This window comes from Caulobacter sp. CCG-8, from assembly GCF_037402475.1.
Lineage (GTDB): Bacteria > Pseudomonadota > Alphaproteobacteria > Caulobacterales > Caulobacteraceae > Caulobacter.
The window spans coordinates 113,671-127,487 of sequence record NZ_JBBEUD010000017.1 but is presented as its reverse complement, the minus strand read 5'-3'; the positions used below and the strand labels follow the sequence as shown (position 1 = coordinate 127,487).

Below are 13,817 nucleotides of genomic sequence, written 5' to 3'. Positions count from 1 at the left end.
GCGGCGTTCCATCGCCACCGCGGCGGCGGCGATGTGGGCGGCGCGCGAGCGGGGCTCGACCTCGCCGGCGGCGTAGCGGGCCCCATGGGGCGAGGCGGCGGCCTCGCCGTTCCCGACGGTCGGGGCGGCGCGCGGCAGGCGAAGGCCGGCGGCGGTCACGGCGACGGCCACGGCGGCCAGCACCAGCACCACGGCGAACACCAGGCTGAGGACCAGCACGGTCACCGCCGGACCGATGTCGAGCGGCGCGAACTGCTGGACGTCATCCAGGGCGGCCAAGGCTTTCAGCGACGGCGCCATTGTGGCCAGTTGCAGCGCCAGGGCCAGGGTGGCGACCATGGGCAGGACGGCCAGGGCGATCATCGCCTTCAGCCAGCCCTCGACCAGGCCCTTGGTGGTCTCGAACAGCAGCAGGCCGGCGATCAGCGGGGTCATGGCCAGCAGGACCGACAGCACCACCTTGCAGGCCAGGATGACGCCGAGGCTGGACAGCAGCATGATCAGGCCGCCGATATTGACCGCGAAGGCCGCGAAGCCGGGGCCGCCCTGCAGGGCCGCGTCGCGTGCTCCGGCGCGGGTGGCGAAGTGTTCGGCCGCCTTCTGCAGGGCGTCATAGGCCGCCTGCAGGCCGGTGAACGGATCGGCGTGGGCGCCGGCGCCTTGCAATTGGCCCATGAGCAGGCGGCCGACCTCGGCGGGCGCGTTGAACAGGGCGTCGTAGACCAGCGTCTCGACCAGCGGCCAGTTGGTGGCCAGGGCCACGACGAGGCTGAGCTTGATCACCGAGACGGTGATGTCGCCCATCCGCAGGCCGCTCCCGCCCAGCATCAGCTTGTAGCCGACGAAGGCGACGTAAAGGGTCATCAGGATCGTCAGCAGGGTGGCGATCGGCGACCCGGCGGCGGCCAGGGCCGTGTAGCCGGCCTCGGACAGGCCGTGGACCTGGCAGTCGACCGAGCCGATCAGGCCCTGGACCAGCGGCGCGCCGGCGGCGGTGCAGGCGGCGGCCATCACGCGGCGTCCTTCAGCAGCCTGGCCATCCAGGCGTCCGGCGCGTCGCCCACGCTTTCGCGCAGGGCGTCCAGCTTGCGCACCGTGCTCTCGCGGCCGGACAGCACGGTCAGCAGCTCAGGCGAGCCGGCCAGGTTCAGGCGGGCGACGACGCTGTCGGTCCCATGTTTGATCAGGAAGCACCGCGCGGTGTCCGGCAGGCTCTTGATCAGGTCGAACTCATGCTGCGTCAGGCCGAAGCCGTCGCAGTAGTCGCGGGCCTGGGCCTTGGGATTGGCCATGAAGATCTGGGTGGCCGCCTGCTCGATGATGGCGCTGGCGATGCGGCTTTCCAGGGCGTCCTGGGCGCTCTGGGTGGCGAAGCCGACCAGGCCGTTGCGCTTGCGCAGGGTCTTTTCCCAGTCCTTGATCCGGGCCACGAACACGTCGTCGTCCAGGGCCTTCCAGCCCTCGTCGATGACGATCATGGTCGGATGGCCGTCCAGGCGCTGCTCCACGCGGTGGAACAGATACATCATGGCCGGGGTGCGCAGGGCCGGGTCGTCCAGCAGCTGGGTCATGTCGAAGCCCAGGGTGGCGGCGTCCAGGTCCAGGCGGTCATCGGCGTTGTCGAACAGCCAGGCCTTCTCGCCCGCGCCGTGCCACGGGGCCAGGCGCGCGGCCAGGTCGGCGGCGTCCGGACGCCGCGCGCCCTTGAACAGCTCGGCGAAGAACCGCAGGCGGCGCAGGCGCGGCGCCTGGTCGAAGTTGGCGTCGACGGCGTCCTTGATCCGCGCCAGGTCGTCGGCCGACAGGGTCTCGCCGGGCGTCGCGACCAGGCGAGCCGTCCATTCGGCCAGGAACTTGCGGTTGGCGGCGGTGTCGGGCAGGGCCAGCGGGTTGAAGCCCGTCGCCAGGCCCGGCCGCAGCACTTCGTAGCGGCCGCCGATGGCGCGCAGGAAGATCTCGGCGCCGCGATCCTTGTCGAAGAAGACCGTGCGCGGGCCGTACTTCTGGGCCTGGGCCAGCAGGAAGTTCAGCACCACAGTCTTGCCCGAGCCCGACGGGCCGATGATCGTGAAGTTGCCCAGGTCGCCCTTATGGAAGTTGAAGTGGTAGGGGCCCGCCGAGGTGGTCTCCAGCAGGGTCACGGCCGGCCCCCAATGGGCGCCCTGGGCCTGGCCGACCGGGAAGTTGTGACCGCTGGCGAAGCCGGCGAAGTTGGCGGTCGAGATCATCGCCCGGCGGGCGATATCCTTGAAGTTGCCGGGGAACTGGGCCCAGAAGGCCGGTTCCAGATTGATGTCCTCGCGCACGGCGATGGCGCCCATCTCGGTGAAGGCCGACAGCACCTCCGCGCTGGACTGGTCCAGGGCCTGGAGGCTCTCGCCCCGCACCAGCACGCTCAGGTGATGCTCGCCGAAGGCGGCGCGACCGCTGACCACGTCGTCCTTGGCGCGGATCAGGTCGGCCTTCAGGCTGATCCCGTCGTCGTCGGCGGCCCTCATGCGGCGCAGGGCCAGGCTCATCTTCTCGAGCGTGGGCTGGCGGTCGACGAAGCCGAAGCTCTGGGTGACCACCATCTCGCAGGGCAGGCGCAGCAGGTCGTCCAGCATGCCGGCGCTGGTCTGGGCCGGATAGTCCTTGATCGAGATCAGGGAGGCGAAGCCGCGGGGCAGCGCGCCGGCCCGCGACAGTTCCAGGGTCTCCAGGCCGAAGCTGATCCGGCGATAGGGCAGATGCTCGCCGGCGTCGCCCTGCGGGACCAGCATCGGACGCATCTCGCCGTTATAGAGGCAGGACAGGAATTCCAGCGGCTCCGAGCATTGGCCGTGGGCGCCGTCGTACAGGCCCAGCACCCGCGCGCCATAGGGCGCCAGGGCCGAGATCAGGCTGTCGCGGGCGGCGTCCAACTCGCGGCGGTCCTGGGCCTTGGTCTGGTCGGCCTGGACGCGATCGGCGCCCTTCAGCAGGCGCAGGGCCTTGTCCACGATCCCGCCCTGGCCCTGCAGCGGCCGGCGGACGATCGTCAGGAACAGATCGTTGACATAGAGCTTGCGGCCTTCCAGCCGCGCGCTCCAGGCGGCGTCGAGATCGCGGCTGAAACCCTCGGCGAAGTCGCCTTCCGTCCCGACCTTGGCCTCGCGGCGGACGATGTGGTGGTAGACGGCGAAGCGCGAGCTGGACAGTCCGCGCAGCATCACGTCGCGCACGGCCTTGCGATAGTTCAGCTCCTCGCTGTCGGCGGTCTCGAACGGCAGGCCGGCCAGGTGGATGACCTGCATCAGCAGGCCGTCGCGGGTTTCCAGCGTCCGGGCGTCCAGGTGACGGGCGTAGGGCAGGCGCTTGCCGGCCGACGCCTCCTTCTTGCGGTTCACGGTTGGTAGCTGTTGCATCGCCAGGCCCGGAAATTGGGAACACGGGGGCAGCGGCTGACCTTGGTCAGCCACAGGTCGAAGATGCGCGGTTCGCGCAGGCAGGCCGCGTAGCCGATCGCGTGGATCACCAGCGCCGCGGCGATGGCCCAGAACGACTTGGTGATCAGGAACAGCTCGGTGGTGACCACGCCGTTGATCACGAAGTAGCTGTAGGTCACGCCGGCGAACATCTGGGGCCGGGTCAGGGCCCCGAACACCACGTCGCGATCGAGCGGGGCGGCCATCGTCCCTACGCCCCCGCCGCCGAGCGGATGCCGCTGACGATGGTGGTGGCGCCGAACAGGACGAAGCAGCCCAGGATGACGGTCGCGCCGTAGCGCCAGTTCATCCGGCCGGTCAGCATCATGAAGCCGACGGCGGCCACGGCCATGACGGCGACGACCGTGGCGACGTTGCCCAGCAGGGTGCCCTGCAGCCACAGCACGCCCGACAGGACGGCGCTGGAGCCTTGCGGGTCGGCCTGGGCGACCTGGGCCTGGGCCTGGCCGGCGGCCGCGGCGAGGGCGGCGGCCAGGGCGGCGATACGGGAGGAAATCTTGGGGGCGGGGAACTTGCGCATCAGTTGGGGACTCCGAGGGCGGGAACGGCGAAGGCGGTGCCAGTCGCGGCCATTCGGCCGAGGATGGCGGTGACGTAGGCTTGGGTTTCGGCGTAGGGCGGCACGCCGCCGTGCTTGCGGACGGCGGCGGGGCCGGCGTTGTAGGCGGCCAGGGCCAGCTTCACGTCGCCACCGAACTGGCCGAGCATCTGGCGCAGATAGAGCGCGCCGCCGCGGATGTTCTGGGTCATGTCGGTGGCGTCGACGCCCAGGTCGCGGGCGGTGCCGGGCATCAGCTGCATCACGCCGGTGGCGCCGCGCTTGGATCGGGCGCCCTGGTTGAAGCGGCTCTCGCGCCAGGCCACGGCCTCGACCAGCTTGGGGTCGACCGAGAATTCCGAAGCGGCCGCCGAGATCTGTCGGCGCACGGCCTCGCCGCCGATGTCGGCCGTCGGCGGGACCGGCGCGGCCAGGGCCTCGACGCCCTCCGTGGTGAAGACGGCCGGGCCGTCGAGGCGGGTGACCTGACCGTCGTCGCCGATCTCGAGGACCTGGGCTTGCGCGGCCGCGCCCAGGCCGGTCGCGACGACGGCGGCCGCCAGCAGCGGCTTCAGCAAGCGGTCGAGCGCGTGTCGCACCAGGAACCCCGTCGATGATCAGCCATGCCCATCCATGGTTAATCGATATCTACGGAGTGATTTGGCGAACTGCCGATGCGGCAAGTTGGCACAATAGTTTTTGAGCAACCCGTGAATTTTGTACTGTTTTATCCACAGTAAACAAGCGCTACTGCTATAGCGTCTACCAGTCGACTCTAGGGGCTAAATTGCTGAACCTTTGAGCATATTTCGGAAGTCCTGCGAACATATTGACGCTGGCGTCAAAATATCGAGCTTCCGAAGCCGGCGAGGGCGCCCGCCGGCGAGGCCGGGGCGACCTGTCGCGACGCGCGAGCGGCCTCACCAGCGCCGCGTCAGGCCCAGCCGATACTCCCGGCCATAGACCTCGGAATCGAGCAGATAGGGATAGGTGGTGCGTTCGGTCCGGTAGGCCGCGTTGGTCAGGTTCGCGCCCGAGAGGGTGACGCGCCAGGCGTGGGGCAGGTCGACGATGACCTTCAGGTCCAGGCGCGACAGCGGCTGGCGATAGTTGTCGCTGGTCTGCTCCGCCCACTGGTCGCTGTGCGGCGCGCGGCCCTGATAGGCGTAGCCGAGGCGGGCCTGGAACCGGTCGCGTTCGTAGTAGAGCTGGACGGCGTAGAGGGCCTTGGCCTGGTCCGCGAGGCGGCGGGGCGCAAGGCCCGGGGCGGAGACCTTGGAATCCAGGAACGCGGCGTTGGCCAGGACGCCGAAGCCGTCGAACGGGGCGGGCGCGTCGCGCAGGTCGTAGCGCATCGAGAGCTCGACCCCGGCCACGTGGCCATGGCCGGCGTTGGTCTTGGTGACGAGGGTATAGTGGTCGAAGCGCACGCCGCCGAAGGTCTCGCCGGACCGGTCCTGCGCCATCTCGAACGGCAGGCCGTCCAGGGCCTTGTAGAAGCCGGCCGCCGAAATCCAGCCGAGGCGGCGCGGCAGGTGGTACTGGGCCGAGACGTCCCAGTTGCGGCTCTCGATGGCCCGCAGCCGGGGATTGCCGATCTCGTTAACGCCGCTGACCACCGGCGCGCCGGTGCGCGGATCGGGCGCGACCGAGACCGACAAGGTCGAGATCGGCGCGAGGTCAACATAGTCCGGACGGGCGAAGCTCCGGGTGGCCGAGGCGCGCAGCACCCAGGCTCCGCCGGCGTCCCACCTGACCAGTAGGGCGGGGGCGAGGTTGAGGTAGTGACGGCCGCCCGCGGTCGGCAGGATGTCGGCCTGCGCGAACGGCAGGCCGGCCAGCGGATCGACCCCGGCGGGGAAGCCCGTCGCCGACAAGGCCGCCACGAAGGCGTCGGCTTTCGCCTGGACGTTCGTGCGCTCGACCCGGGCGCCCAGGGTGACGTGGAGCGCGGGCGTCATGTCGACCGCGCCCATCAGATAGCCGGCCCAGATGGTCTCGTGGATGCGGTAGCGGTCCTCGACCGAGTTCTCGCGCGAAGCCGCCGCATCGAACACGAAGAGGTCGGGCCGGCGCGCGAAGAGCGCCTCCACCCCCGCCGGATCGGCGAACGGGAACCTGAGGCTGGGCACGAGATCGTCGTCCTCGCCGTAGTCGTCGATCCATCCGGCCAGCAAGGGATCGGCCAGATTGGCCGCACCCGTGAAGTTGAAGCGGTGGTCGGCGTCCTCGACCGACTTGAGCCGCGCCAGGTGCTTGAGGCCCATCTTCAGGGCGAGCGGCTTGCCGCCGACGACGAGGCGGCGGTTGAGATCGAGCTGTCCGGTGGTGATGTCCTCGCGCACCGTCGAGGTGATGCGCCGCACGCGGAACAGCTTCTGGAACCCGCCGTCGAAGGCCGACAGGCCGTTCGGCGCGACCAGGCGGCCGTCGGGGATCGAAACGCCGTCGACGATGCGGAAGCGGGCTATATCGGGCGCCCCGTCGGGCGGGTCGATGTCCCCCAGCGTCTCGTAGTAGTCGAGATAGGGATTGAGCTCCTTGGCGCTGGTCCGGTTGAGGGAGGCCTCCAGGGTCCAATCGTCGTCCAGGGCCCAGCGGCCGCCCAGCACGTACTGACGCACGGGGCGCTCCTGCCGCTCGCGCCGGGTTTCGGTGCGCACGCGCAGGCCGCGCCACGAGAAGGTGTCGGCGCTGGGGGCGGAGAGGGGGCCGCGCGCATAGAGCATGAACTCCGGCCGCAGTTCCTCGTCGTTGTAGTCGGCCGCGAAGACCCGCAGCCAGGCGGCGTTGTCGCTCGCGCCGCGCCAGTCCAGGGCGCCCGTCAGGCTGGTCCGCTCGCGCCGGCCGATCGAGGCGCCGACCAGGATGCGATCGGGGAAGAGGCCAGGGACCCCGGTGTTCGAGGGGACGACGTTCGCCGTGTCGTAGAAGGGCGAGAAGTACTCGCGAACCCAGTTCTCGCCGGCGAGGTAGATGCCGAACGCCTTGTCGGGCCCGAAGGTGTCGGCGAAGGCCCCGCCGACCGCGTGGATGTCGCGCCCGTGGCCGGTGTCCGCCAGGCCGATCTCGGCCGAGACGCCGGCGGTGCGGGTGGGGAAGTCGTGGGCGAGGGGCGTGCGCACGTCGATCAGCCCGCCGATCGCCCCGGCGTCGCGGTCGGGCGACATCACGCTGTGGATCTCGACGTCGGAGACCGCCGAGGCGCTCAGCACGTCCAGCGGCGCGGCGCGGCCCGAGCGGCCGTCGGTGTCGGAGGCGGCGATGGTCACGCCGTTGAAGGTCACCGTGTCCAGCACCTGGCTGACGCCGCGCAGCGACAGGTAGCGGCCCTCGCCCTGGTCGGAGATGCGATAGACCGACGGCAGGCGGTCCAGGGCGTCGGCGATGTTGCTGTCGGGCAGCTTGCCCACGGTGTCGGCCGAGATGATCTCGACCAGGCCGTCGTAGCGGCGCGCGCGCGCCTCGGCCCGGTCCAGCCCGCCGCGATAGCCTGTCACCACGATGGGATCGGCCAGCGTCGGCGCCTCGACGGGCGGGGCGGCGGGCTGGGCCTTGGGTGTCGGCGCGGGCCTGGGCGGCGGCGGGGCCAGCACCGTGACCACGCCCGTCGGCGACAGGGTGTAGGTCAGGCCCGACCCGTCCAGGAGCCGGTCGAGCGCGCCGCGCAGGGTGGTGGGGCCGGTGAAGCCGCGCGTCCGGCGATCGCCGACCAGGACCGCGTCGAAGGCGATGTTGACATCGGCCTGGGCGGCCAAGGCCAGCAGGGCGTCGGCCAGGCGTCCGGGCCGTCCCGGACCCGCCACGACGGCCTTGCGTGAAAGCGAGGGGGACGGCGGCGCCGCCAAGGCCGAAAGCGGCGCGCCGTCGGCGATCAATCCCGACAGGACGAGGGGGAAGATCCACATGGCCTGCCGCATCGGCGGGACGATATAGGCTGAGCGTGACGCTGCGGTTACAAGCTTAGCTTGGCGAGGCGCCGGGCCGCAGCAGGATGTCGCCGTTCGCCTGGCGGATGAAATCGGCCCCCACCGCGTCGGCGATGATGCTGGCCGTCTCGCGCTCGTCGAGGTCGGCGATCGAGAACGACAGGCTGACGCGGCGCGCCGCCAGGCGCGGGTCGGCCACCCTCAGCGGCCGTTCGAAATAGCGGCTGAGTTCGACCAGGGCCGCGTCCAGGCGGCGATCGGTCAGCACCATGCGGTGGTCTCGCCAGGCGCCGACGGCGGGGGCGGAGGCACGCTCGATCGCGCCCGAGGCGACGATCCAGGCCCCTTCGCCAGCCGAGAGCTCGAGGGCGGAGCCGCCATGGCGGGCCGAAAAGCGCACGCGTCCCCGCGTCACCGCCACGCCCGTGCGGCCGGCGAAGGCGGTGGCCTCGAACGCCGTGCCGAGGGCACGGGCCTCGAACCGGGCGCCCTGGACCAGGAACGGCCGTTCGGGGTCGTGGGCGGCCTCGACGAACACCCGGCCGGCGGCCAGGGTCACGAGGCGGCTGGTGCGGGTCATCCGCACGGTGACCTCGGTGCGGGTGTCGAGCCACAGCTGGCTGCTGTCGGCCAGCGCGACCGCGCGCACCTCGCCGACGGCCGTCCGATAGGCCTGGCCGGGGTTCGTCCCGGACGACCGGAGGACGACGGCCGCGCCGCCGAATACCGCCGCGCCGGCCGCCAGACCGCCGCCGATCAGCAGGCGGCGACGCGACGGGGATGGGCGATCGCCGGCCCGCGCGCTCTTGGCCAGGGCCTGCAGCGCCGCCTGCCGCGCGATGAGGTCGCCGCGTTCGGGGCGCTCGGCCAGCCAGGCGTGGAAGACCTCGACCTTGCCGGGCGCGAGTCCTTCGTCGATCGCCAGCACCCAGCGGGCGGCGGCGAGATCGTCGTCCTCTTCCTCGTGATGGATCCCGGTCAACATCAGTCCTTCCAGACCTTGCGCGCCAAACGCGCCATCGTCCGTTCGACCAGCTTGCGCACCTGGGTGATCGACAGGCCGGTCTGTTCCCCGACCTGCAAAAGCGTCCGCCCCTCCATCCTGTGCAGCACAAACACCTCTCGTTCCTTTCCAGGCAGCGCGTTCAGCGCCTTCTGGAATCGTTGCAGCCGCTGGCGGCCGTCCAGGACATCGTCCTGCAACGCCGCCGGATCGGCGAGTTCGATCTCGTCCAGGCCCACGTGCTCGCCCTGACGACGGGCCAGCCGACGTCGACCTCGGTCCTTCATGAGGTTAGACGCAATCGAAAATAGAAATGCGGTTTTATTCTCCACGGGGACGTGGCGGTCGCGGGCGGCGATGCGGGTCGCCACGCCCTGGAGGATGTCGTCGACGTCGGCGTCCTGGCGCAGGCGGGAGGCCACGAACCGGCGCAGGGCCGGCTCCAGCGCGCGATACGCCTCGAACAGCGGATCGCAGCCGTCCGTCGCCGTCGATGGAGGCTTGGCTGGGTCGGTCACCGCACGTTCGAGCTCCGCCTCGCCGTTCTGGTCCGCATGTTCCGACGTCGCAACGCTCATCGCGCCAGTTTGCTACGCCATGATGAAACCCCGTTGACGAGTTCGTCGGCGCGCAGGGTCAGGGGGGAATAGAGCGCCCGGCCGCGGATATCGATGACGTTGAAGCTCAGGGTCGGCGTCTTGCCGGTCATGTCGAAATCGATGATCCCGGCGTTGTTCACGCCCAGCAGGGGCTGGCGGATCATCTGGTCGGGCGCCATGCGGGCCGCGATCTTCCCCAGGTCCATGGGCGAGCCCGCCACCATCTGGGCCAGGGCCGAGCTCACCAGGTCGTAGAGGTCGTAGCCGCCCTGTTCCGACTGGGGCGCGCAGGCGACATACGGGAAGTGGGTGTCGCCCGACAGCAGCACCACGCCGCTGATCTTCTGCTCACGGATGAAGTCGAACAGGCGCTGGCGCTCGTGCAGATAGGCCGACCAGGCGTCGCCGCCCGGGCCCTTGAAGCGCGACCAGCCGCTGCCGCAGGCCAGGACCTTGAACGGCGCCTTGCTGGCCAGCAGCCGCGCCTTGAGCCATTCGAACTGACCTTTGCCCAGGAACTCCTTCTCCGGCGTGTCGGGATCGGAGTCGGGCGCGCGGTGGTAGCGGCCGTCCAGGAAGATGAAGTCCACGCCGCCGTAGCTGTAGTCGAAGAACACGCCCGGCGTCCCCGGGACGCCGACGGAGGGATTGGCCCAGTAGCGCTTGAAGACCTCCAGGGCCTGCTCGCGGATCGGGTTGGTGCGGTCGTAGTTGTCGAGGCCGAAGTCGTGGTCGTCCCAGATGGCCAGCTGCGGCACGTTGCGGCCGATGGGCTGGAAGGACGGCACGAAGCGCTGGCGCTGGTACTCCATGGCCAGCGTCTCCGGGACCGTGGAGTCGCCGTAGATGTTGTCGCCCAGCCAGAAGAAGAGGTCGGGCTCGTTCTGCGCCACCGCGCGCCAGATCGGCTGCTCCGGATCGCTCTGGATGCGGGCGCACGAGCCGAAGGCGACGCGGAAACGGGCGGGCGCGGCCGGCGCCGTGCGCAGGCTCATCGGCGGCAGGTCGCGCAGGTACTTGTCCACCTTGCCGTTGGACAGCACGCGGTAGTGATAGGTCGTGCCGGGCTGGAGGCCCTCCAGGCGGATCACCAGCGTGCAGTCGTCCTGGGCCCGCGCACGCAGCGGCGCGGTGCGCTTCCAGGGACCGTTCACGGGATCGGTGGTGTAGGCGACCTGGGCGTCGAAATAGTCGCCGCTCAGCTGCATCCAGATCGGCGCGCTGGTCGCGGTGACCGCGCCCACCATCGGTCCCAGCAGCAGGCGGGGCGTGCCTTCGGGATTGGTCTCGGCCCGGGCCGGAAGGGCGCCGGCCGCGCCGGCGGCGGCGGCGGTCGCGATGAAGGTGCGGCGGGAGTTTTTCATGGGGCGCTCGAACGAAACGAAGAAGCGGAGGGCGCCGGAGCGCCCTCCTTCGAAGGTCAGCCCGCGCGCGGCGCGGGCTTTCGGGGATCACCAGGTCTTGGAGATCGACAGGCGGAACTCGCGGCCGAACACCTCGTAGCTGGAGATGTTGAACCCCTCCTGCTTGCGGCGGCTGATGAAGGCCGGGTTGCCCAGGTTCTGGCCCGACAGGGCGAGCTGCACGCCGTTGCCGAACCGGTAGGCGACGCGGGCGTCGACCGACTTGCGCGGGTCGCGGTAGATGTCGATGTCGGGGTTGGCGCCGAACGAGCTGCTGGTCGCCTTGCCCTGATAGGAATAGGCGACGCGGCCCTCGAACCCGCCGTGCTCGTAATAAGCCTGCAGGTTGAAGATCTTGTCCGCCTGGTTGAAGAACGGCACGTGGCTGTCCGGGCGACCGGGGACGTTGATCTCGACCTCGGAGTCGATGAACGAGGCGTTGGCGTAGACGCCCAGGCCGTCGAACGGCGCCGGCAGTTCCTTGAAGTCCTTCTGGGCGCTCAGTTCGATACCCCGGATGTAGCCCGGGCCGGCGTTGGTGACCGTGCTCTCGATGTAGTTGTCGTAGGTCACGCCCTCGAAACTGTAGTTCTTGTATTCGTTGTCGATGCTGTAGACGGCGTTGCGGACGCGCTTGTTGAACACGCCGAAGGTCAGCGAGCCCGAGTTGTCCGCGAAGTAGTAGTCGAGCGAGGCGTCGAAATTCAGCGCCTTGTAGGGCTTGAGGTCCGGGTTGCCGATCTCGACCGAGGCGTCGAGTTCGACCTTGTCGTTCGTGCGGTCGTAGAACTCGCTGACCACGATCGTGGAGATCGGGGCGATGTCCGTGTAGTCGGGGCGGCCGATATTGGTCGTCACCGAGGCGCGCAGCAGCCACTGCTTGCCCAGGTCCCACCGCAGCACCGCGGCCGGCAGGAAGTTGGTGTAGTTGTGGGTCCGCGAGATATCGATGATGTCGCTCGTCTTGAACGGCACCTCGCCCAGGCGCGAACGACCGGCCGGGGTGTTCGGGTCGGCCGAGACCTGGGCGACGAAGCCCTGGGCCGAGATGTCCGAATTGGTCCGCTCGACGCGGGCGCCGGCGGTGACGCTGAGAGCCGGCGTGAGGTGCAGTTCGCCCATCACGTAGCCGGCGTAGATGTCTTCCTGCAGGTGGTAGTCGTTCTCGATCGAGTTCGAGGCCGCGCCGACCGCGTCATAGGTGAAGTTGCCGGGATTGGCCTGGAAATAGGCCTCGTAGCGGTAGCGGTCCGGCGCGATCAGCGAAAGGCCGGACACCGGCTGGTAGGCCTCGCCGCGACCGTCGTCGAAGCGCATGGAGAGGCCGTTGAAAGCGGCGAGCGTCGTCTTCGGGCCGGTGAACTGGTAGCGGTAGTCGGTGTCGTCCACCGACTTCGTGCGCAGGATCACCTTCGCGCCGGTCTGGAACTTGAACTGGTGGTCGGCCAGATCGCCGTCCCAGCTCAGGTCCGCATTGCCGGTGTAGGTCTTCTCGATGACGGTCGAGGTGACGCCGCGCAGGCGATAGACGGTGTTGAAGGCCGGGTCCGTGAAGGTCAGGCCGTTCGTCAGGGCGGTGTTGTAGGCCTTCGGCTGGGCCAGGCCCTCGCCGTTCTGCACGAAGGTGATCGCCGGGGCCTCGGTCGGCAGGGCGCCGGGCGTGTCGGTGATCGCCTCGAAATAGCGCTGATAGGGGTTCAGCTCCTTGGCGGTGGTGTAGTTGAGGTCGCCGGCCAGCTTCCAGCCCCTGCCGAAGCTGTGCTCGCCGCCGACGACGAACTGCTGCACGGGACGTTGCTGGACCTCGGCGCGGGTCTCCATCTGCGAGCGGTAGCCGGCGAAGCCGAACTCGGTCTGCGAGACCGGGTTCAGGATCGGCCGGCGCACGGCCGGCGCGGCGACGGCCCGGCCCTGCAGGCCCTTGATCGTGATCTGTGGCCGGGTGCGGTCGTCGTTGTACTGGGTGAAGAAGTAGCGGGCCCAGGCGCCGGTGGCGTCGTCCGGCCGGTATTCGAGGTTGATCGAGGCGCCGTAGCGCTCCTTTTCGCCGATGGATTCGGCGTAGACCACGCTGGTCGGGAAATAGTAGTGGGCCGGATAGCCCGGAGCCGTCTGGCTGCCCGACGAGGTGTACTGCTGCGAGGTGTACTGCTTGAACCAGTACTCGCCGCTCACGAACACCGCGAACTCGTCATTGGCGCCGAAGCGGTCGCTGGCCGAGAAGTTGGTCGACCAGATCTTGCTGTCCTTGCCGAAGTCGTTGTAGCCGGTCTCGGCGCTGGCGTTGATGTAGCGGCCGTTGTGGTCGTAACCGCTGGGGGTGACGATGTTGATCGTGCCGCCGATGGACTGGCCGTCCATGTTGGGCAGGGTCACCTTGTGGATCTCGACGCGGTTCAGGGCGCTGGCGCTCAGCACGTCCAGCGGCGCGGCCCGGCCCGACTCCCCGTCGGTGTCCGAGACGGCGATGGTCTGGCCGTTCATGGTCACGTTGTTCAGGATCGGATCGGCGCCGCGGATCGAGACGTAGCGGCCTTCGCCCTGGTCACGGATGAGGTAGACCGAGGTCAGGCGGCGCAGGGCCTCGGCGATGTTGGTGTCGGGCAGCTTGCCGACGTCGTCGGCCGCCTGCACCTCGACCAGGTTCTCGGAAGCCCGCATGATGTCCCGCGACTTGGCCAAGCCCTCGCGGAAGCTGCTGACCACCAGCGTGTCGACCGTGGTGTCCCCGGCCTTGCCGTCTTCCTTGGCCTCCTGGGCCTGGACCGGCTTGGTGTCCTGGGCCATGGCCGGCGTGAAGGCCGACAGGCCGATGAGCGAGCAGCTCCCCAGAGCCGCGAGCTTTGAAAAATGTCTCATGATCCCCTCGAACAGCGAT

The 13,817-nt window shown here is 69.6% G+C and carries 10 protein-coding genes; all 10 read right to left on the bottom strand.

Translation table 11 applies throughout. The features are described 5' to 3' along the window. Positions 1-1,011, bottom strand: a 1,011-nt coding sequence (locus WAE60_RS17130; RefSeq protein WP_337687653.1) for a type IV secretion system protein, incomplete at its 3' end; no start/stop codon positions are given. Continuing rightward, on the bottom strand, positions 1,011-3,368 hold the full coding sequence (locus tag WAE60_RS17125; protein WP_337687652.1) for a VirB4 family type IV secretion/conjugal transfer ATPase: 2,358 nt from the start codon (positions 3,366-3,368) through the stop codon (positions 1,011-1,013). The genes WAE60_RS17130 and WAE60_RS17125, both read right to left, overlap by 1 nt. After that, positions 3,365-3,652 carry a type IV secretion system protein VirB3 gene (locus WAE60_RS17120; protein ID WP_337687651.1) on the bottom strand — a complete coding sequence of 96 codons (288 nt, stop codon included), beginning with the start codon at positions 3,650-3,652 and terminating at the stop codon, positions 3,365-3,367. Before WAE60_RS17120 ends, WAE60_RS17125 begins: the two co-directional genes overlap by 4 nt. A gap of 5 nt (positions 3,653-3,657) precedes the next feature. Beyond that, positions 3,658-3,987, bottom strand: a complete 330-nt coding sequence (locus tag WAE60_RS17115; RefSeq protein WP_029912926.1) for a TrbC/VirB2 family protein — start codon at positions 3,985-3,987, stop codon at positions 3,658-3,660. Beyond that, positions 3,987-4,604 (bottom strand): lytic transglycosylase domain-containing protein, encoded by a 618-nt coding sequence (locus WAE60_RS17110; protein ID WP_337687650.1) that lies wholly within the window; start codon positions 4,602-4,604, stop codon positions 3,987-3,989. The genes WAE60_RS17115 and WAE60_RS17110 overlap by 1 nt, the downstream gene beginning before the upstream one ends. Before the next feature lie 321 nt (positions 4,605-4,925). Next, complete coding sequence (locus WAE60_RS17105; protein ID WP_337687649.1) at positions 4,926-7,913, bottom strand: TonB-dependent receptor; 2,988 nt, start codon at positions 7,911-7,913, stop codon at positions 4,926-4,928. Positions 7,914-7,968: 55 nt separating this feature from the next. Next, entirely contained in the window at positions 7,969-8,919 is a 951-nt protein-coding gene (locus WAE60_RS17100) for a FecR domain-containing protein (protein ID WP_337687648.1), read from the bottom strand. Next, positions 8,919-9,515 carry a sigma-70 family RNA polymerase sigma factor gene (locus WAE60_RS17095; RefSeq protein WP_337687647.1) on the bottom strand — a complete coding sequence of 199 codons (597 nt, stop codon included), beginning with the start codon at positions 9,513-9,515 and terminating at the stop codon, positions 8,919-8,921. The genes WAE60_RS17100 and WAE60_RS17095 overlap by 1 nt, the downstream gene beginning before the upstream one ends. After that, positions 9,512-10,900, bottom strand: coding sequence for an alkaline phosphatase D family protein (locus tag WAE60_RS17090; RefSeq protein ID WP_337687646.1), 1,389 nt, complete (start codon positions 10,898-10,900; stop codon positions 9,512-9,514). Before WAE60_RS17090 ends, WAE60_RS17095 begins: the two co-directional genes overlap by 4 nt. Before the next feature lie 87 nt (positions 10,901-10,987). Further along, positions 10,988-13,798 (bottom strand): TonB-dependent receptor, encoded by a 2,811-nt coding sequence (locus WAE60_RS17085; RefSeq protein ID WP_337687645.1) that lies wholly within the window; start codon positions 13,796-13,798, stop codon positions 10,988-10,990. Positions 13,799-13,817: the final 19 nt, after the last annotated feature.

Coding starts and splice junctions, on each gene's coding strand:
- WAE60_RS17120 (WP_337687651.1), bottom strand. CDS start 3,652: ATGGCCGCCCCGCTCGATCGCGACGTGGTGTTCGGGGCCCTGACCCGG.
- WAE60_RS17115 (WP_029912926.1), bottom strand. CDS start 3,987: ATGCGCAAGTTCCCCGCCCCCAAGATTTCCTCCCGTATCGCCGCCCTG.
- WAE60_RS17105 (WP_337687649.1), bottom strand. CDS start 7,913: ATGTGGATCTTCCCCCTCGTCCTGTCGGGATTGATCGCCGACGGCGCG.
- WAE60_RS17100 (WP_337687648.1), bottom strand. CDS start 8,919: ATGTTGACCGGGATCCATCACGAGGAAGAGGACGACGATCTCGCCGCC.
- WAE60_RS17095 (WP_337687647.1), bottom strand. CDS start 9,515: ATGAGCGTTGCGACGTCGGAACATGCGGACCAGAACGGCGAGGCGGAG.
- WAE60_RS17090 (WP_337687646.1), bottom strand. CDS start 10,900: ATGAAAAACTCCCGCCGCACCTTCATCGCGACCGCCGCCGCCGCCGGC.
- WAE60_RS17085 (WP_337687645.1), bottom strand. CDS start 13,798: ATGAGACATTTTTCAAAGCTCGCGGCTCTGGGGAGCTGCTCGCTCATC.